This is a genomic window from Glutamicibacter sp. V16R2B1 (assembly GCF_005774635.1).
Lineage (GTDB): Bacteria > Actinomycetota > Actinomycetes > Actinomycetales > Micrococcaceae > Glutamicibacter > Glutamicibacter creatinolyticus.
The window spans coordinates 205,161-224,036 of sequence record NZ_VATX01000005.1 but is presented as its reverse complement, the minus strand read 5'-3'; the positions used below and the strand labels follow the sequence as shown (position 1 = coordinate 224,036).

At 67.8% G+C, this 18,876-nt stretch carries 16 protein-coding genes; 11 read left to right on the top strand and 5 right to left on the bottom strand.

Going from position 1 to position 18,876, the window contains the following annotated elements; translation table 11 throughout:
* Nucleotides 1-67 precede the first annotated feature (67 nt).
* The 5 genes from leuS to holA are packed head-to-tail and all read left to right on the top strand — an operon-like array spanning nucleotide 68 to nucleotide 7,586.
* On the top strand, nucleotides 68-2,557 hold the full coding sequence (leuS, locus tag FDN03_RS03330; protein ID WP_283205476.1) for a leucine--tRNA ligase: 2,490 nt from the start codon (nucleotides 68-70) through the stop codon (nucleotides 2,555-2,557).
* A 10-nt stretch (nucleotides 2,558-2,567) separates the two neighbouring features.
* On the top strand, nucleotides 2,568-3,512 hold the full coding sequence (locus tag FDN03_RS03325; RefSeq protein WP_138174055.1) for a DegV family protein: 945 nt from the start codon (nucleotides 2,568-2,570) through the stop codon (nucleotides 3,510-3,512).
* 33 nt (nucleotides 3,513-3,545) lie between these two features.
* On the top strand, nucleotides 3,546-4,328 hold the full coding sequence (locus FDN03_RS03320) for a helix-hairpin-helix domain-containing protein (RefSeq protein ID WP_138174053.1): 783 nt from the start codon (nucleotides 3,546-3,548) through the stop codon (nucleotides 4,326-4,328).
* Nucleotides 4,325-6,562: a ComEC/Rec2 family competence protein gene (locus tag FDN03_RS03315; RefSeq protein ID WP_138174051.1), complete on the top strand. Its 2,238-nt coding sequence runs from the start codon at nucleotides 4,325-4,327 to the stop codon at nucleotides 6,560-6,562. The genes FDN03_RS03320 and FDN03_RS03315 overlap by 4 nt, the downstream gene beginning before the upstream one ends.
* A 37-nt stretch (nucleotides 6,563-6,599) precedes the next feature.
* Complete coding sequence (gene holA / locus FDN03_RS03310) at nucleotides 6,600-7,586, top strand: DNA polymerase III subunit delta (protein ID WP_138174049.1); 987 nt, start codon at nucleotides 6,600-6,602, stop codon at nucleotides 7,584-7,586.
* Nucleotides 7,587-7,728: 142 nt separating this feature from the next.
* Here holA and rpsT read toward each other — a convergent pair whose 3' ends face one another.
* Nucleotides 7,729-7,989 (bottom strand): 30S ribosomal protein S20, encoded by a 261-nt coding sequence (gene rpsT / locus FDN03_RS03305; RefSeq protein WP_054821409.1) that lies wholly within the window; start codon nucleotides 7,987-7,989, stop codon nucleotides 7,729-7,731.
* Between the two features lie 169 nt (nucleotides 7,990-8,158).
* Nucleotides 8,159-8,716, bottom strand: a complete 558-nt coding sequence (locus FDN03_RS03300) for a type II toxin-antitoxin system PemK/MazF family toxin (RefSeq protein ID WP_138174047.1) — start codon at nucleotides 8,714-8,716, stop codon at nucleotides 8,159-8,161.
* A gap of 112 nt (nucleotides 8,717-8,828) precedes the next feature.
* Here FDN03_RS03300 and lepA point away from each other — a divergent pair, with 112 nt between their 5' ends.
* Nucleotides 8,829-10,673 carry a translation elongation factor 4 gene (lepA, locus tag FDN03_RS03295; protein WP_138174045.1) on the top strand — a complete coding sequence of 615 codons (1,845 nt, stop codon included), beginning with the start codon at nucleotides 8,829-8,831 and terminating at the stop codon, nucleotides 10,671-10,673.
* Nucleotides 10,674-11,903, top strand: coding sequence for a radical SAM family heme chaperone HemW (gene hemW, locus FDN03_RS03290; RefSeq protein WP_138174043.1), 1,230 nt, complete (start codon nucleotides 10,674-10,676; stop codon nucleotides 11,901-11,903). It begins immediately after the preceding gene.
* 120 nt (nucleotides 11,904-12,023) lie between these two features.
* On the opposite strand, the gene FDN03_RS03285 is transcribed toward hemW, so the two are convergent.
* Nucleotides 12,024-12,371, bottom strand: a complete 348-nt coding sequence (locus FDN03_RS03285; protein WP_246049456.1) for a DUF4870 domain-containing protein — start codon at nucleotides 12,369-12,371, stop codon at nucleotides 12,024-12,026.
* Nucleotides 12,372-12,513: 142 nt separating this feature from the next.
* Complete coding sequence (locus FDN03_RS03280; RefSeq protein ID WP_138174275.1) at nucleotides 12,514-13,371, bottom strand: DUF3097 domain-containing protein; 858 nt, start codon at nucleotides 13,369-13,371, stop codon at nucleotides 12,514-12,516.
* 153 nt (nucleotides 13,372-13,524) lie between these two features.
* Here FDN03_RS03280 and hrcA point away from each other — a divergent pair, with 153 nt between their 5' ends.
* From hrcA to FDN03_RS03265, 3 genes are read left to right on the top strand one after another with little or no spacing between them, the layout of a single operon-like run.
* Complete coding sequence (hrcA, locus tag FDN03_RS03275; protein ID WP_138174041.1) at nucleotides 13,525-14,538, top strand: heat-inducible transcriptional repressor HrcA; 1,014 nt, start codon at nucleotides 13,525-13,527, stop codon at nucleotides 14,536-14,538.
* A 52-nt stretch (nucleotides 14,539-14,590) separates the two neighbouring features.
* Entirely contained in the window at nucleotides 14,591-15,715 is a 1,125-nt protein-coding gene (gene dnaJ, locus FDN03_RS03270; protein ID WP_138174039.1) for a molecular chaperone DnaJ, read from the top strand.
* 3 nt (nucleotides 15,716-15,718) lie between these two features.
* Nucleotides 15,719-16,504 carry a 16S rRNA (uracil(1498)-N(3))-methyltransferase gene (locus FDN03_RS03265; protein ID WP_138174037.1) on the top strand — a complete coding sequence of 262 codons (786 nt, stop codon included), beginning with the start codon at nucleotides 15,719-15,721 and terminating at the stop codon, nucleotides 16,502-16,504.
* Between the two features lie 127 nt (nucleotides 16,505-16,631).
* Here FDN03_RS03265 and FDN03_RS03260 read toward each other — a convergent pair whose 3' ends face one another.
* Nucleotides 16,632-17,549 (bottom strand): GerMN domain-containing protein, encoded by a 918-nt coding sequence (locus FDN03_RS03260; protein ID WP_138174035.1) that lies wholly within the window; start codon nucleotides 17,547-17,549, stop codon nucleotides 16,632-16,634.
* Between the two features lie 293 nt (nucleotides 17,550-17,842).
* Here FDN03_RS03260 and FDN03_RS03255 point away from each other — a divergent pair, with 293 nt between their 5' ends.
* Nucleotides 17,843-18,847 (top strand): PhoH family protein, encoded by a 1,005-nt coding sequence (locus FDN03_RS03255; protein ID WP_249354253.1) that lies wholly within the window; start codon nucleotides 17,843-17,845, stop codon nucleotides 18,845-18,847.
* The last annotated feature ends 29 nt before the right edge of the window (nucleotides 18,848-18,876 follow it).

Below are 18,876 nucleotides of genomic sequence, written 5' to 3'. Positions count from 1 at the left end.
AGCTGCGGGGGTCTTTGCGTGTCTGGGAGAGACCAACAATTCAGAGCATGTTTGTGAGACGAGCTAAGTGACATCATCGACGAACGAGACGAAAACCTACGACTTTCGTGCCATGGAGGCCAACTGGGCCAAGGTGTGGGAAGACCTAGAGGTCTTCAAGCCCAAGGATGACGGTTCGGCCGAGCGTCGCTATGTCCTAGACATGTTCCCCTACCCCTCCGGGGACCTGCACATGGGCCACGCCGAGGCGTTCGCGATGGGGGATGTGGTCGCCCGCTACTGGAAGCTCAAGGGCTACGACGTGATGCACCCGATCGGCTGGGACTCCTTCGGGCTGCCGGCCGAGAACGCGGCCATCAAGCGCAACGCGCACCCGGCCGAATGGACCTACAAGAACATCGAGACCCAGGCCGCCAGCTTCAAGCGCTACGCCATCTCCGCGGACTGGTCGCGCCGGCTGCACACCTCGGACCCGGAATACTACCGCTGGACCCAGTGGCTGTTTAACCGCTTCTACGAAAAGGGCCTGGCCTACCGCAAGAACCACCCGGTGAACTGGTGCCCGAAGGACCAGACCGTGCTGGCCAACGAGCAGGTCGTCAACGGCGCCTGCGAACGCTGCGGCACCCAGGTGACCAAGAAGTCGCTGAACCAGTGGTACTTCAAGATCACCGACTACGCCGACCGGCTGCTGCAGGACATGGAGGACCTCAAGGGCCACTGGCCCGAGCGGGTGCTGCTGATGCAGAAGAACTGGATCGGACGCTCCGAGGGCGCCGAGGTCACCTTCAGCATCGAGGCGGCCGGGGACAAGCCGGCCAAGGACGTCACCGTGTTCACCACCCGCCCGGACACCCTGTACGGGGCGACGTTCATGGTGGTGGCCGCGGACGCGGACCTGGCCGGGGAACTGGTCACCGACGAGCAGCGCCAGGCGCTGGCCGACTACCAGGAGCAGGTCAACCACCTGTCCGAAATTGAGCGCCAGAGCACCGAACGCGAAAAGACCGGGGTGTTTTTGGGCCGCTACGGCATCAACCCGCTCTCCGGGGAGAAGCTGCCGATCTGGGCGGCGGACTACGTGCTCTCCGACTACGGCACCGGCGCGATCATGGCCGTGCCCGCCCACGACCAGCGCGACCTGGAATTCGCCCTGGCCTTCGACCTGCCGGTGCGCGTGGTCGTGGACACCGGGGAGGAAGACCCGACCGTGTCCAGGACCGCCACCTCCGGGGACGGGAAGCTGGTGAACTCCGGGCAGCTGGACGGGCTGGACAAGCAGGCCGCCATCGCCAAGGCCATCGAAATCGTGGAGGCCGCCGGCACCGGCGAGCACACCGTGAACTTCCGCCTGCGTGACTGGCTGCTCTCCCGCCAGCGCTTTTGGGGCACCCCGATCCCGATCATCCACTGCCCGCAGTGCGGTGAGGTTCCGGTGCCCGATGACCAGCTGCCGGTGCGCCTGCCGGAGAACCTGCGCGGCGAGGAACTGGCCCCGAAGGGCACTAGCCCGCTGGCCGCGGCCGCGGACTGGGTCAACGTGGCCTGCCCGAGCTGCGGCGGACACGCCAAGCGGGACACCGACACCATGGACACCTTCGTGGACTCGTCCTGGTACTTCCTGCGCTTCGTCTCCCCGGACTACACCCAGGGCCCGTTCGACCCGAAGGCGGTGCGCGACTGGATGCCGGTCGGGCAGTACGTGGGCGGGGTGGAGCACGCGATCCTGCACCTGCTCTACTCGCGCTTCTTCACCAAGGTCATCCACGACCTGGGGCTGATCGACGCGACCGAGCCCTTCAGCGCCCTGCTGAACCAGGGCCAGGTCCTCAACGGCGGCAAGGCGATGAGCAAGTCGCTGGGCAACGGCGTGGACCTGGGCGAACAGCTCGATGAGTACGGGGTGGACGCGGTGCGCCTGACCATGGTCTTCGCCTCCCCGCCGGAGGACGACGTGGACTGGGCCGACGTCTCCCCGTCCGGATCGCAGAAGTTCCTGGCCCGCGCCTGGCGCCTGGCCCAGGATGTGGCCAGCGCCCCGGGCGTGGACTACACCACCGGGGACACGGCGCTGCGCCAGGTCACCCACCGCACCGTGCACGAGGCGGCCCAGCTGCTGGACGGGCACAAGTTCAACGTGGTGATCGCCAAGACCATGGAACTGGTCAACGCCACCCGCAAGACCATCGACACCGGGGCCGGCGCCGCCGACCCGGCGGTGCGCGAGGCCACCGGCGTGGTCGCCCAGCTGCTCTCCCTGTTCGCCCCTTACACGGCCGAGGACATGTGGGCGGCGCTGGGCTACGAGCCGAGCGTGGCCAACAGCGCCTGGCCCACCGTGGATGAGGCCCTGCTGGTGGATGACACCATCACCGCGGTCGTCCAGGTCAAGGGCAAGGTCCGCGCCCGCCTGGAGGTGTCGGTGGACATCAGCGAGGCGGAGCTGGAAGCCGCGGCCCTGGCCCACGAGAACGTGGTGCGCCTGCTGGATGGCAAGGCGCCGCTGAAGGTCATCGTGCGCGCCCCGAAGCTGGTCAACGTGGTGCCGGCACCGTAGGGTCGGGCACATGAGTGAACGCCCCAGCGCCGCGCGGGGACGGTGGTTTGCCAAACGCCGTCCCCGTCCGGCGCCCGCCGCCCGGATCGGGATCGTCACTGACTCCTCCGCCTGTCTGGGCGGGCCATGGCTGGAGCACCCGGACTTTGAGATGCTCACCATCCCGGTGATCATCGACGACGTGGTGTGCGGGGATGACACCGACGCGCTGGTGATGGGGCTGGCCATGGGCCAGGCGGTGCGCACCTCCCGTCCTGCGCCGGGGCAGTTCATGCGCGCCTACCGGCAGCTGGCCGAGGCCGGCTGCGAAGCCATCATCTCCGTGCACCTTTCGGCCGGGCTCTCGGGCACCCACGAATCCGCGCGGCTGGCGGCCGGGCAGGTCCAGGTGCCGGTCACCGTGGTGGATTCGCGCACCGTCGCCCTGCCGTTGGGGTTCGCGGTGCGCCGCATGCTCACCGCCCGCGCCGCCGGGGCGGGGCTGGATGAGCTGCTGGACATTGCCCGCGCCGCGAAGGACAACTCCGTATTCTTCGCGGTGCCCAGCCTGGACCAGCTGCGCCGCGGCGGGCGGATCAGCACCCTGTCCGGGGTGGTGGGCAACCTGCTCAGCGTCAAGCCGATCCTGGCCATCCAGGACGGGGCGATCCACCCGGTGGAGAAGCCGCGCACCTTCCCGCGCGCCCAAAGCCGGCTGGTGGCGCTCGGGCGCCAGGTGGCCGAGCAGGCCCGGCAGGCGGGGGCCGACGTGGAAGTGGGGATCATGCACTTCGGAGCGCAGGACCCGGCCGAGGAACTGGCCCGCGAGGTCGCCGAGCTCACCGCTCACCCGGTGGCCCTGGAACCGCTGCCGGCGGTGCTGGCCGCCCACACCGGGGTGGGGGTGCTCGCCGTCTGCGTGGCCCCGCACTACCCGCCGGCCCCGGAGCATCCACAAGCGGACGAACGGCAGTAGCCGGCCCGCCGGGCAGCACCCACACTGGCTGGCATGGGCCGGCACAACTTCTTTCCTCAGCGCTCCCCGCGCCCCTCCAGGGTCCGCTTCGCCGTGTCCCGGGCCGCGGCCATTACCCTGGTGGTGGCCGTTATCGGCTGGATCGCGCTGTCGATCCTGTTCGCGCCCCCGGATCCCAACCAGACGCTGGGCACCGTGCAGACCACCACCGGGCAGCCGGGCCCGGACCCGCCGGCGCCGGGGCAGGGCACGGCACCCGAAGAACCGGGCAGCAGCGGGCCGGCCTCCACCGAGGCTGGCCCCGCCACGGGGGATGGGGTGGTCGTACACGTGGTCGGGGCGGTGCGCAGCCCCGGGGTGTACCGCCTGCCGGGCGGGGCACGGATCGTGGACGCCATCGAGGCGGCCGGCGGGATGAGCCCCGGGGCCCGGCCCGAACTGCTGAACCTGGCATCTCCGGTCAGCGACGGGCAGCAGGTGCTGCTGCCGCACAAGGACGACCCGCCGGGATTCTCCCCGGCGGCGCAGCCACCATCCGCTGGACCAGGCACCGGCGACACCGACACCACCTCAGCTACGCCGTCGGGGGCTGCGGCAGGCGGCACCCCGGGTGCCCCGGGCGCGAAGATCCCCATTAACCAGGCCGACGCCGAGACCCTGATGCAGTTGCCGGGCATCGGACCGGCACTGGCCGGACGGATCATCGACTTTAGGGAGGCAAACGGGCCGTTCAAGTCCGTCGAGGAACTCGAGCAGGTTTCCGGGATCGGTCCGGTGCTGATGGGCAAGCTGCGGGAACTGGTGCAGGCGCCGTGAGCACCGACTTCCGGGGACTGTGGATGCTGGGCGGGGCGTGGGCGGCCGCCTGGTTCGCCCCGCAACGCTGGGTGCTGGTCCCGCTGCTGGGAATGATCGCCGTGCTGTTCGTGCTGGCCGCCCGCCGCCGCCACGACCCGCGGTACTCCGCGCCCTGGTTCACCGCACTGCTGCTGACGCTGTTGGCGGCCACCGCGGTGATCGTCAGCGACCAGGGCCGGGCGCACTGTCAGCTGCCCGGACATGGGACGCAAAGCTACCGGGTGATGTGGGCGTTCAGCGAGACTCCGCGCACCGGCCAGGACGGCGCACTGAAGGGACGGGCGCAGATCCAACGGTACTGGCAGGATGGAACCTGGCACCACTGCCCGATCCAGGTGTACGCGACCAGCACGGTTCCGCTGCCCCGGGCCGTGGCCGGCTACGAGTCGCGCACCGGCATCCAGTATTTCGCCAGCGTCAACAGCCCCTCCACCGGGCACGGCCGCGCCCCGCACGGGCCGGCCGAACGGCTGAAACAGCGGTTCGTGCACACCCTGGACCGGCTGCCCGAACCGGCACGGGCACTGCTGCCGGGCATGCTCTACGGGGACCGTTCCCTGCAGGATGATGCCCTGAGCACCGCGATGAAGCAGACCGGGCTCAGCCACCTGACCGCGGTCAGCGGCTCGAACTGTGCCATCATCGCCGGTCTGGTGCTGTTGGTGCTGCGCGGGCTCGGGGCGCCGCGCTGGCTGGCGCTGCTGGGCCTGGGTGGTGCGCTGCTGCTCTTTTCCGGGTTCGTGGGGCCCGAACCCAGTGTGCTGCGCGCCGCGGTAATGGGCGGCCTCGCCGCGCTCAGCCTGTATGTCGGCCGGGGCCGGGCGAGCCTGGGCATCCTGTGCCTGACCGGAACCCTGCTGCTGTTCGCGGACCCGTCACTGGCGGGGGAACCGGCGTTCCTGCTCTCGGTGCTGGCGACCCTGGGCATCGTGGTGTTCACCCCACCGATCACCGAGGTGCTGGCGCGCCGGGTACCGAAACTGCTGGCCGAGCCCATCGCGATCTGCACGGCCGCCCAGCTGACCTGTCTGCCTGTGGTCATTGCCCTGTCCGAGCATTTCAGCGTCTACTCCATCCCGCTGAACCTGCTGATCACCCCGTTGGTCCCGCTGATCACCGTGAGCGGGATGCTGTGCGTGCTGCTGGCCCCGGCCCTTCCCGTCCTGGCCGGTTGGCTGGTGTGGGTGCCGGGGCTGCCGGCGTGGGGGATTGGCGGGCTGGCGGGGTGGGCGGCCGGCTGGCCCGGGGCGCAGAGGCCCTGGCCGCAGGGGACCGGCGGGGTGCTGCTGGCGGTGGTGATCACGCTGGTGCTCTGTGCATCGATCCTGCTGCTGGCGCATGCGCAGGTGCCGTGGCTGCGCCACGGGATGCGGGCGCTGTTGGGCGCGGTGGTGCTGGTCCTGTGCGCCCTGGTGTTGCCGGCCACGCTGCTGGTGCGGCCCAGCGCGCCGGAGTGGAACCTGGCAATGTGCGATGTGGGGCAGGGGGACGCACTGGTGATCAACACCGGCGGGCAGGGCGGGTGGCTGATCGATACCGGTAATCCAGGTTCCGGGGTGCTGCAGTGCCTGGACACCCTGGGCATCAGGCATCTGGAGAAGGTCTTCATCACCCACGCCCACGAGGACCACATGGGCGCGCTGCCCGAGGTGCTGCAGGCCATCGAGGTGGGAGAGGTGCTCGTCTCGGGCGGGTTCCGCGGCGCGGTGCAGGCCCCGCTGCGCGTGCTGCAGCCCGGCGAGCAGCAGCAGGAAGGCTCGGTCAGCTTCACCGTGCTGGGTCCGGAACCGGGCCTGCTGCGCGGCGCGTCGGTGAATGACACCTCCCTGGTGCTGCGCGTTGACTTCCAGGCCCCGGGCGGGCCGGTTTCCTTCTTCACCGCCGGGGACATGGAATCCGAGGCGATGTCCCGGCTGCTGACTCCCAACCCGCCACAGGGCATCAGCGTGTTGAAGGCCTCCCACCACGGGGCGCGCAACGGCGGCAGCGCACTGATCGAGCGGCTGCATCCGAAACTGCTGCTGATCCCGGTCGGTGCCGGCAACAGCTACGGTCACCCGCACCCGCAGATCCTGGAAGCGGCGAAGCTAGTCGGCGCCCAGGTGCTGCGCACCGACCAGCAGGGAACGGTAACCATCACATTTGCCCACGGGCGGGCCACCGCCACCCGGATCGGGGTCCCGGTTCGATAGGATCGTAGCTGGTAGTTCGTCCCCGTGAAGGAGCCTGATGGCACGCGCCCCCAAATCCGCCGGTATCTCCTGGCGCGACTTGACCCCCCAGCCGCTGATCCTGCTTTCGGGCCCCGACGAGTACCTGGCCTCCCGGGCCTTTGACACGCTGCGCCAGCAGGCCGCCCAGCGCGAGGGGATCGAGGTCACCCGGCTCTCGGCCTCCAGCTATGAGCCCGGCGAACTGCTGATGGCCACCAGCTCCTCCCTGTTCGCCTCGGCGAACCTGGTGGAGATCACGGACCTGGCCTCCATGAACGAGGTGTTCCTGCGCGACGCGCTGGCCTACCTGAAGGACATCGCACCGGAGAACGTGCTGATCATGCACCACTCGGGTCAGCGCGGCAAGAAGCTGATCGATGCCCTGAAGCAGGCCGGGGCGGTGGTGGTTGACTGCCAGCCGCTGAAGCGAGATGCGGACAAGATCGACTTCGTCACCAATGAATTCAAGGCCGCCAAGCGGCGCATCACCAACGACGCGGTTAAGGCCCTGGTCGCCGCGGTCGGCTCCTCCCTGGCCGAGTTGGGGGCCTCCTGCCACCAGCTGATCGCTGACACCACCGGCACCGTGGACCAGGAGGTGGTCGACCGCTACTACGGCGGACGGGTGGAGGCCACCGCGTTCAAGGTCGCCGACGCGGCCATCGCCGGGGACGCCGAGCAGGCGCTGGCGACGCTGCGCCACGCCCTGGACACCGGCACCGACCCGATCCCGGTGGTGGCGACGCTGGCCATGAAGGTGCGCCAGCTGGCCAAGGTGCTGGGAGTGAACGAGCCGGCGGCGAAACTGGCCGGGGAACTGGGCATGGCCCCCTGGCAGGTGCAGTCCGCCCAGCAGCAGGCCCGCGGCTGGAAGCGCAAGGACCTGGCCGACTGCATCGAGAAGGTCGCCCTGACCGACCGCATGGTCAAGGGCGGGGGACGGGCCCCGGCCTACGCGCTGGAGCAGGCGGTGCTGTTCATCGCCGAGAAGTCCCCGCGCTGAGCACCCACTCGTTCCCAAGTGGTGCCGCCCCGCTGTTTTCGGCGGATCCCGGCACGGCGGCGCGGGGCGGGGACCTGCCGGTTAAACCACAAGAACCCGGGCCCCTTGCGGGAACCCGGGTTCTTGAGAAGCTTGCTAGTGCCTAGAGGGCGTTAACCTTCTTGGCAATGGCCGACTTGCGGTTAGCAGCGTTGTTCTTGTGCAGAACACCCTTGCTAACGGCCTTATCCAGCTTGCGGCCGGCGGCCTGCAGCGCCTCGGTTGCCTTCTCCTTGTCACCGGCCACGACGGCTTCGTTGACCTTGCGGATCAGGGTCTTGACCTCGGAGCGGACTGCGACGTTGCGGACGCGAGCCTTTTCGTTGGTCAGGTTGCGCTTCTTCTGGGACTTGATATTAGCCACTTAATAAACTCTCTCGTTTATCGTTTTATACGGTCGGTAGAGGGTTCATCCTCCAGGCCATCGACTGAGCGGTGTGGGGCACCTATGGCGACCCGAAGGGGGCGTGTCGCCCAACCTGCGCGACACACAGCAATTAACACTACCAGAATCCACCGGCCGGGCCGAACCCCTAGCGCCGCCGGTTCAGGTGACTTACGACAAGGTCGAAGCGCCGCTTGTCCAGCACCGCGCCCTCGCGGCGCACCGTGGCCGGATCCATGCGGATCACCCGGTCCAGCTTCACCTCGCTGGGCCGGCCCTGCGCGTCCCAGCTGCCGCTGCCGATGTCGAGATAGTCATCGTTGCGGTGGGTCCCGTTGGTGTTGTCCTTCGAGGTGAGCATCAGACCCAGCAGCCACTTGCCGTCACGGCCCACCAGCAGCACCGGGCGGTCCTTGCCCTGTGAGTGGTCCTCCTCGTAGGGCACCCAGCCCCAGACGATCTCCCCGGGATCCGGCTCACCGTCCAGGCTGGGGTTGTAGTTCACCGCCACCGCCGCGGTGTAGTCCCCGGGATAGACCCCGCCCTGCACCGCGGAGCCGGCCGGGCGGGGAGCGGGGTTCTGCCCGGAAGCCGGATGTGGCCGCGGGGAGGGGGCCTGCCGGGAACGGGAGGCGGACTGGTAGCGGGAAACCTCGCGCACCACGCGATTCAGCAGGGAAAAGATCTTTCGCGCATTCAATGCCATGAAGCACAAACTACCAGCGGACGGGCGCACAATAGCGCGGTTTGGGGTGAATCATGACAGAATAGGGACGAAATCCACCTGTTCTCTACGTTACCTAGTGAGGTCTGTTTAGGTGTCTCCCTTGGCCCGCACCGCGCCGGTGCCCGCCGCGACCGATCCGTCGCTGATCCGGAACTTCTGCATCATCGCGCACATCGACCACGGCAAGTCCACCCTGGCCGACCGCATGCTGCAGCTGACCGGCGTGGTCGCCGCGCGTGACATGAAAGCCCAGTACCTGGACCGGATGGACATTGAACGCGAACGCGGCATCACCATCAAGTCCCAGGCCGTGCGCATGCCCTGGGAAGTCGAGGGCACCTCGTACGCGCTGAACATGATCGACACCCCCGGGCACGTCGACTTCACCTATGAGGTCTCCCGCTCGCTGGCCGCCTGCGAGGGCGCGATCCTGCTGGTGGACGCCGCGCAGGGCATTGAGGCCCAGACGCTGGCGAACCTGTACCTGGCCATCGAGGGCGACCTGACGATCATCCCGGTGCTGAACAAGATCGATTTGCCCAACGCCCAGCCGGAGAAGTACGCCGAGGAGCTGGCGGGCCTGATCGGGTGCGAGCCCGATGAGGTGCTGAAGGTTTCGGGCAAGACCGGTGAGGGCGTCGAGGCGCTGCTGGATGAAGTGATCAAGCAGCTGCCATCGCCGGTGGGCCAGGCCGACGCCCCGGCCCGCGCCATGATCTTCGACTCGGTCTACGACACCTACCGCGGCGTGGTCACCTACGTGCGGGTGGTGGACGGCAACCTGAAGCCGCGTGAACGCGTGCAGATGATGTCCACCGGCACCAACCACGAACTGCTGGAAATCGGGGTGTCCTCCCCGAACCCGATCCCCACCAAGGGCCTGGGCGTGGGCGAGGTCGGCTACCTGATCACCGGTGTGAAGGATGTGCGCCAGTCCAAGGTCGGTGACACCGTCACCAACGCGGCCAAGCCGGCCGCCGAATCCCTGGGCGGCTACGAGGAACCCAAGCCGATGGTGTTCTCCGGGCTGTACCCGATCGACGGGTCGGACTACCCGGCGCTGCGTGATGCGCTGGACAAGCTGCAGCTGAACGACGCCGCACTGGTCTACGAACCGGAAACCTCCGTGGCCCTGGGCTTCGGCTTCCGCGTGGGCTTCCTGGGCCTGCTGCACCTGGAAATCACCCGCCAGCGCCTGGAGAGCGAATTCAACCTTGATCTGATCTCCACCGCCCCGAACGTGGTGTACGAGGTGATGGGTGAGGACAAGCAGCTGATCACCGTCACCAACCCCTCCGAGTTCCCCGAGGGCAAGATCCTGGAGGTGCATGAGCCGATGGTGGCCGCCACCATCCTGGCCCCGAGCGAGTTCATCGGCGCGATCATGGAGCTATGCCAGAACCGGCGCGGCACCATGCGCGGGATGGACTACCTCTCCGAGGACCGCGTGGAAATGCGCTACTGGCTGCCGCTGGCCGAGATCGTGTTCGACTTCTTCGACCACCTCAAGTCCCGCACCCGCGGCTACGCGTCGCTGGACTGGAAGGCCGACGGGGAGCAGGTCGCGGACCTGGTGAAGGTCGACATCCTGCTGCAAGGCGAGCAGGTGGACGCGTTCAGCGCCATCACCCACCGTGACAAGGCCTACTCCTACGGCACCATGATGACCTCCAAGCTGCGCGAACTGATTCCGCGCCAGCAGTTCGAGGTGCCGATCCAGGCGGCCATCGGCTCGCGCATCATCGCGCGTGAGAACATCCGCGCCATCCGCAAGGACGTGCTGGCCAAGTGCTACGGCGGCGACATCAGCCGCAAGCGCAAGCTGCTGGAAAAGCAGAAGGAAGGCAAGAAGCGCATGAAGATGGTCGGGCGCGTCGAGGTGCCGCAGGAGGCCTTCATCGCCGCACTGTCCACCGACGAACCGAAAAAGAAGTAGATGCCCGCAGTCCTTCCGGACGGGGATCCGGCTCCGGCCGATGGTCTGCTCCCGGCAGCGTGTGCGCACGGTGCCGCGGGGCGGACCATGTCCTTTTACGTCCACATTCCCTTCTGCACGGTCCGCTGCGGCTACTGCGACTTCAACACCTACACCGCCAAGGAGCTGGGCTCCGGGGCGACGCAGGAGTCCTATGCGGCTACCGTGGGCCGGGAGATTGATTTCTCCCGCCAGGTGCTGGAGGCCTCCTCGGTGCCGGCCCGGCCGATCGACACCGTGTTCTTCGGCGGCGGCACCCCGACCCTGCTGCCGGCCAGCGACCTGGCCAGCGTGCTGGGGCGGATCAAGGAGAACTTCTCCCTGGCCCAGGGCGCGGAGGTCACCACCGAGGCGAACCCGGATTCGGTGAGCCCCGAGAGCCTTGAGGAACTGGCCGCGGCCGGGTTCACCCGGGTCTCCTTCGGCATGCAGTCCGCGGTGCCGCACGTGCTCAAGGTCCTGGACCGCACCCACAACCCCGAACGGGTTCCCGAGGCGGTCAGCTGGGCGCGGGCGGCCGGATTGGATGTCAGCGTGGACTTGATCTACGGGACGCCGGGGGAGTCGGTTGCCGACTGGCGCACCAGCGTCGAGGCGGCCCTGAGCTACGAACCGGACCACATCAGCGCCTACGCGCTGATCATCGAACAGGGCACGAAGCTGGCCGCGCAGATCCGCCGCGGGGTGGTGCCGGACATCGACGATGACGACCACGCCGAGAAGTACCAGCTGGCCGACGAGATGTTCGCCGCCGCCGGCTACAACTGGTACGAGGTGAGCAACTGGGCCCGCGGGCGCGAGCACGCCTGCCGCCACAACCTGGCCTACTGGCAGGGCGGGGACTGGTGGGGCGCCGGACCCGGGGCGCACTCGCACATTGGCGGGCTGCGCTGGTGGAACGTGAAGCACCCGGCCGCCTACCAGCAGCGGATCGACGCCGGGATCTCCCCGGGGGCCGGACGCGAATTCCCGGACGCCGAGGCGGTGCAGCTCGAGCGCACGATGCTGCTGACCCGCCTGGACACCGGCATGCCGATCTCCGAACTAGACGAAACCGGGCGCCGGGCCGTGGCCGGGCTGATCGCCGATGAGCTGATCGATCCGCGCCAGGCCTTCGCCGGGCGGATCGTGCTGACCCAGCGCGGTCGCCTGCTGGCCGACCTGGTGGTGCGCGAACTGCTGAACTTCTAATTCGTAGACCTTGGCCCGGCGGCATTGGCCGCCAAAACGTCCGAAGCCCACCGCTTGATCCTCATCGGCGGTGGGCTTCGGGGGTTTTTCCCTGGTTCTTGGGCGCGGGCCAGGCCCGCGCTACTTCATCAGCCGCAGGTTCAGCGGGTAGCGGAAGGGGCGTCCCTTGTTGACCTGGATGCCGGCGCGGGCACCCATCAGCGTCATAAACACCCACAGCGCCACACCGACCACGGCGAACAGCCAGCCGATGAACGGGATCAGGCTCAGCAGGTTCAGCAGGATGGCCAGGACCGTGAGCGGGAAGGTGAAGTTGAACGCTTCCTTGGATTCCTGCGCGGTGAACGGACCGCGGTCACGGTACACCGCGTAGATGATGGCCGAGGGGATGCACCCCAGGATGCTGCCGAAGTGAGCGAGCATCGCCCATTGCCGATCCTCGGTGGGGCTCAGTGGCAAAGCGGTCACCTGCGAACCCTCAAAGCGTGAGTTCTCCGGTGAAGACTCAGTCTGGCGAGATGGCACTGTCGAATTTCCTTGCAATGTCTGAAGTGTGGTTACTGCCTCGAGTCTAGCCACCGGGACCGCATCGGAAGCTCGACTCGCGGAACTAACCCTGCGATTCACCGATTGTTAGGAAACCGTAATCTTCGGTCGTGAGGAAATCGATCAGGTGCTCGACCTTGCCCAGCAGTTCGGGCTGCAGCTGCGAATAGTATTCGACCTTCGACAGGATCCGCTGCCAGCCCAATCCGATGTCGGCGGCGTTGTGGTGCGGCCAGCCGAAGCTGCGCAGCACCCCGGTTTTCCAGTCGGTGCCCTTGGGGATCACCGGCCACGCGGTGATGCCCAGCACCTCGGGCTTCACCGCCTGCCAGATGTCCACGTAGGGGTGGCCCAGGATTAGCACGTTGCCCCGCGCGCCGGGCGTGGCCATCGCCTGCTGCACGATGCGTTCCTCCTTCGTCCCGGAAATCAGGTGGTCGACCAGGATCCCCAGGCGGCGCTGCGGGGAGGGGTCGAAGTCCCGAATGGCCGCGGCCAGATCGTCCACGCCGTGCAGCGGTTCAACCACGATGCCCTCGACGCGCAGGTCATGGCCCCACACCTTCTCCACCAGCTCGGCGTCGTGCTTGCCCTCCACCCAGATGCGGCTGGCCCGGGCGGTGCGCGCCTTCTGCCCGGTCACCGCGCGGGACCCGGAGGAGGAACGCAGGGTGCTTCCGGCCTGTGCCTGGGCGCGCGGTTCGACCAGCTCCACCGGCTCTCCCTCCAGCAGGAAGCCGAAGCCGCTCTGGAAGGACTTGGTGCGCCCATGGCGGTCCTCCAGGACAATGACCCGCATGCCCCCGGACTTCTCGGTGCGCACCAGCTCACCAACCCAACCGGAGGCCACATCCTCCAGTAGAAGCCCGCGCTCCACCGGAACCTGACGCAGTTTCTTGGGAGCGGGGGTGCCCAGATCCATGGCGCCCCACGGGTAGTTGCTCACTGAATGCAGCCCTTTCGCTGTGACCGAATACGAACCAGATTCCAATGCTAGCAAGCGCTGAACGTACTAGACTTGGCACTTGAGGACGTAGAGTGCTAAATGCCGTGAGGCATGGAAGGTGGTGTGACAGTGAGCGAATTGCGGCGCCTGGATGTGCTGCGAGCCATCGTGGAGGATTATGTCCAATCCCGCGAACCGGTGGGCTCCAAGACCCTGCTGGACCGGCACGACCTGGGGGTCTCGGCGGCCACCATCCGCAACGACATGGCCGCGCTGGAGGACGAAGGACTCATCGTCGCCCCGCACACCTCTTCCGGGCGGGTGCCCACAGAAAAGGGCTACCGCCGGTTCGTCGACGAGATCGGTGAGATCAAGCCGCTCTCGCGCGCCGAACGCGAGGCGATCAACCGGATCATGGACACCTCCCAGGATCTGGAGGAGATGCTGCACAGCACCGTGCGGCTGCTGGCGAAGCTGACCAACCAAGTCGCGATGATCCAGGTGCCGCAGTACGACACGGCCGCGCTGCGGCACATCGAACTGGTGGGGCTCAGCCAGCACCAGTTCCTGCTGGTGCTCATTGCCTCCAACGGCAGCGTGGACCAGCGGGTGCTGAGCACCGCCGCGCCGTTCACCGACGAGTCGCTGGCCGGGCTGAAGAACACGCTGCTGGAGGCGCTGGCCGGGTACCAGCTTTCCGAGCTGTCCGTGCTGCTCTCCACCCACAGCGTGGAAATCCCGGGCCAGGACCAGGACCTGCTGGGAGAAATCCTTGCGGCCCTGCGCGAAATGGCGCATTCGGCCACCGAACAGCGTATCGTGATGGCGGGAACCGCGAACCTGGCCCGTGCCGGGGGAGACTTCCCGCTGAGCATCACCCCGGTGCTTGAGGCGCTGGAGGAGCAGGTGGTGCTGTTGAAGCTGTTTTCCGAACTGGAAGCCGATTCGCGCGGCCTGTCGGTGAGCATCGGCACCGAAACCCATATCGGGGAGCTGTCCGAGGCGGCGGTGGTGGCCACCAGCTACGGCAGCGATGCCCGCAACAAGCTCGGGGTGCTGGGCCCGACCCGGATGAACTACCCCTCCTCGATGGCCTCGGTGCGCGCCGTGGCACGCTACCTGTCCCGAATCCTGGCGAACTGAGACTCGCCGGCACAGACTTTGACCAACGGTTAGGAAAGGACACGCGAGAAACGTGAGCTCGCATTACGAGACGCTGGGTGTCGCGAAGGACGCCACGCAACAACAGATCAAGAGCGCCTACCGCAAGATGGCCCGCAAACTGCACCCGGATGTGAATCCCGGGCAGGACGCTGCGGAGCAGTTCAAGCTGGTCACCCGCGCCTACGAGGTCCTTTCGGATGAGACCAAGCGCGCCAACTACGACGCCACCGGGGATGAGAACGGCAACGGCCACCAGGGCTTCGGCGGGGCCGGCGGCTTCGGCGGGTTCGGGGACATCTTCGAGCAGTTCTTCGGCGGCGGCGGACAGGGCCAGGGCCCGATCCCGCGCACCCAGCGTGGACGCGACGCACTGATCACCGTGACCATCGACCTGGAGGACGCGGTCAAGGGCACCGTGTACCCGCTGGAGATGGAAACCGCGGTCACCTGCAAGACCTGCCACGGTGAGGGCACCCGCGAGGGCACCAGCCCGGTCACCTGCTCCATCTGCCACGGCGCCGGCCAGGTGCAGCGCCCGGTGCGCTCGTTCCTGGGCCAGATGATGACCGTGGAAACCTGCGCCGCCTGCCGCGGCCACGGCACCACCATCCCGGACCCCTGCCTGGAGTGCAACGGGGACGGGCGGGTGCGCGAACGGGTCTCCAAGCAGCTGAACATCCCCGCCGGGGTGGCCAGCGGCACCCGCATCCAGCTTCGCGACCAGGGCGAGGCCGGGCCGGGCGGGGGGCCGAACGGCGACCTGTTCGTGGAAGTCGAGGTGCGCCGCCACAAGATCTTCGAACGGGCGAACAACGACCTGCACGCCAAGATGAGCATCCCGATGACCGCCGCCGCCCTGGGCTGCGAGCTGAAGCTGGAGACCTTCGACGGCGAACAGTCGATCCAGGTGGAGCCCGGGGCCCAGGAGGGGCACACCGTGACCCTGCCGGGGTTGGGCGTGCCGCGGCTGCGCGGGGGCAAACGCGGGGACATCATCGTGCACCTGAGCGTGGAAACCCCCACGAAGCTGGACGCCGCCCAGCGCGACCTGCTCGAGCAGCTGGCCAAGCTGCGCGGGGAGGAAATGGCGGCCGGACAGGTGGAGCACGCCGGGGGCATGTTCGCCCGGCTGCGCGACAAGTTGGGCCAGCGTTAGGCCATGAGCAACCACAGCTTCGTCATCGACCGGCAGCAGGCCGCCCAGGTCGCCGCCGGTGACCGGCTCTCCATCCAGGGCTCCGAGGCGCACCACGCGCTGAACGTGAAGCGGGTCAAGCCCGGTGAGCACCTGGACCTGCTCGATGGCCACGGCCGCCGGCTGGTGGTCGAGGTGCAGGACGGGGACAGGCAGGCGCTGCACGTCACCGTCCTGGAGGTCGTGGACGAAGCCCCGCCGGGCCACCCGGTCACCCTGATCCAGGCGCTGGCCAAGGGGGACCGGGACCTGCAGGCGGTGGAGGCCAGCGTGGAGCTGGGCGTCAGCGCGGTGCGTCCCTGGCAGGCCGAACGCTCCATCGTGCGCTGGAACGCCGCCAAGGCGCAGAAGGCGCTGGAGAAGTGGCGCTCCCAGGTGCGCAGCGCCCAGAAGCAGTCCCGGCGCAGCTATGAGCCGGTGCTGCACCCGATGCTCACCACGCGGCAGCTGGCCGAGGAGGTCTCGGACCGGGTCGCCGATGGGCACCTGGTGCTGGTGCTGCATGAGGCGGCCACCGCGCCGCTGGGGCGCATCGTGGGGGACTGGAAGGCCGCCGCCGGATCGGCGGGCCGCACGGCGCCGGGCGTGTGCCTGATCGTGGGTCCCGAGGGCGGGATCAGCGACGGGGAACTGGCGGTGCTCACCGCCGCCGGTGCCCGGGCCGTGGTTCTGGGCCAGCATGTGCTGCGGGCCTCCACCGCCGGCCCGGCCGCCCTGGTGCTGGTCCGTCACCTGCTCGGGGACCTGTAGGGGGCTTGGAAAAAACTTCACCCGGCCATCGCCGGTGGACGCGATTTCGCGTCTGCCGGCGATGGCCGGGTTCGTGGTTAAGCGTGGTTCCCGGGGACTTTGGAGCCCGAGTTCTTCGGCTGCCCGGTTAGCTGACGTTGAACATGCTGGTGGTGCGGGCGATCTTCGCGCCCGAACCGTTGTTCTGGCCCCACAGGGTCACCCGGTATTCGCCGGGGGAGAGCGCCAGCTCGCGGCTGAGCGCCCCGTCCTCATCCAGCTCGGTGGCCTTCACCCGTTGGGCCTCGTCCACCGGCTGCCAGTCCCCGGCCGTGTTCTTGCGCTCCACCCGGTAGTACAGCCCGTCGCTGAACGCGACGGAGCGGGCGTTGAGCTTGACCTTCCCGGCGGCGAACTGGCTGGAGTTCTGCGGGTCGATGATCCAGATCGGGGCCATGAAGCTGGAGTTGCGTTCGTATTCGCTCTCCAGGCGGTAGTCGTCGAACACGGTGGCGTTCGCGGCCCCGTCCACCAGCAGGCGCAGCTTCGGCGGCTGGCTGCCGTTCAGTACCCCGGCGTTGGCGGCCGCGGCGGTGGCGGTGAACACCAGCTGCTGGATGCTGCGCTGGGCCAGGCCCTCATCCAGGTGCGCGCCAAAGACCTTCTTCGGCAGGTCCAGGGTGATCACGTTCTCGGAGCTGATCGACACCCCGATGTCGGTGCTGGGCTTCAGGTAGGTGAACCACCCGTCCTTGGCCGGCTTGTCGTTGAGCATGTAGCTGATGGCGTCGGTGACCGGGTCCCCGCTGGCCTTGGCCCGGGCGTACTCGCGGTACAGGTAGACCCCGTCATTATCGGCCTGCAGCCAGTAGACCGGGATCAGCTCCTTGTCCGAGGGGGTTTCCACCGAACCCGAGGCGCTGGGCAGGTCCTGGTGGGCGCTGTTCGAGGTGTCGGGCATGCGGTGTTCCTCGTTGCCGGTGCTCGCCCCACAGCCCACGGCGACGGCCAGGCCAAGGGCCAGGGCCGCCGCTGTTGCGCGCCGCGAAAACTTTCCTAGAGGCAATCAATACACCTATCCACATGGTCCACCTGTGACGTGGAACTCACCAGTAACATTTGTAGCTGACGGTTCAACACAATGCCATACCCAACTGGGCTAAAGGGCGAAAAACCGTACAGGATAGCGATCTGTAACCAAATCTATACCTTCAGCATCCAAAGTGAGGGGTAGATTTGGGGATTTATCCCACGGCACATGCCCCAAAACAGCCTTCGCTCGCTAGACTGGAAGGTGCAACATTTTCTCGTTTACGCCTAAGGGGCCCACAACACCGTATGCAGGTAGAAAAAGATCGGATGCCATCCGAAGCCGAACGCGCATCCCTGACCGTCACCTTCGACAATCCCGAGCATATGATCTCCACTCTGGGACCCAATGACGAGCTGCTGCGGATCCTGACCGGAGCCTACCCGTCGCTGGAGCTGCGCCCCGCCGATTCCCGGCTGACCCTGCTGGGTGAACCCGGCCAGGTGCGCCGCGCCCAGCGGGTGCTGGAGGAGGCCCGCCAGCTGGCCGGCCGCGGCTCGCGCATGAGCGTGGAGACCATCGAGCAGATCATCAAGATGGTCTCGGGCAACGGGGAGCAGTCCGCCTCCAATGTACTGGGGTTGAAGATCCTCTCCGGGCGCGGCAAGTCGATCCGCCCCAAGACGGTGAACCAGAAGTCCTACGTGGACGCGATCGACGACTCCACCATCACCTTCGGCATCGGCCCGGCCGGCACCGGCAAGACGTTCCTGGCCATGGCCAAGGCGGTCGCCGCGCTGCAGGACAAGCAGGTCAACCGGATCATCCTCACCCGCCCGGCCGTGGAGGCCGGGGAGAAGCTGGGCTTTTTGCCCGGCACCCTCTCCGAGAAGATCGACCCGTACCTGCGCCCGCTCTACGATGCGCTGCACGACATGGTGGACCCCGAGTCGATCCCGCGACTGCTGGAGGCCGGCACCATTGAGGTCGCCCCGCTGGCGTACATGCGCGGACGCACCCTGAACGACGCGTTCGTGATCCTGGACGAGGCGCAGAACACCACCGCGGAGCAGATGAAGATGTTCCTCACCCGCCTGGGCTTCGGCTCGAAGATGGTGGTCACCGGGGACATCACCCAGGTGGACCTGCCGGGCAACGCGGTCTCCGGGCTGCGCCTGGTCACCGAGGTGCTCAAGGACATCGACGACATCAGCATCTGCCGCCTGGACGCCACCGACGTGGTGCGCCACCGGCTGATCTCCGACATCGTCTCGGCCTACGACCGCTGGGACGCCGCCCAGCGCCAGCCGCATCGTGAACGGCGCGGCAAGTGAACCCCGCCCACCGATTTAGCCTCCAGGAA

Coding starts and splice junctions, on each gene's coding strand:
- hemW (WP_138174043.1), top strand. CDS start 10,674: ATGCCCGCAGTCCTTCCGGACGGGGATCCGGCTCCGGCCGATGGTCTG.
- holA (WP_138174049.1), top strand. CDS start 6,600: ATGGCACGCGCCCCCAAATCCGCCGGTATCTCCTGGCGCGACTTGACC.
- FDN03_RS03320 (WP_138174053.1), top strand. CDS start 3,546: ATGGGCCGGCACAACTTCTTTCCTCAGCGCTCCCCGCGCCCCTCCAGG.
- FDN03_RS03325 (WP_138174055.1), top strand. CDS start 2,568: ATGAGTGAACGCCCCAGCGCCGCGCGGGGACGGTGGTTTGCCAAACGC.
- FDN03_RS03280 (WP_138174275.1), bottom strand. CDS start 13,371: ATGGATCTGGGCACCCCCGCTCCCAAGAAACTGCGTCAGGTTCCGGTG.
- FDN03_RS03300 (WP_138174047.1), bottom strand. CDS start 8,716: ATGGCATTGAATGCGCGAAAGATCTTTTCCCTGCTGAATCGCGTGGTG.
- FDN03_RS03255 (WP_249354253.1), top strand. CDS start 17,843: ATGCCATCCGAAGCCGAACGCGCATCCCTGACCGTCACCTTCGACAAT.
- FDN03_RS03265 (WP_138174037.1), top strand. CDS start 15,719: ATGAGCAACCACAGCTTCGTCATCGACCGGCAGCAGGCCGCCCAGGTC.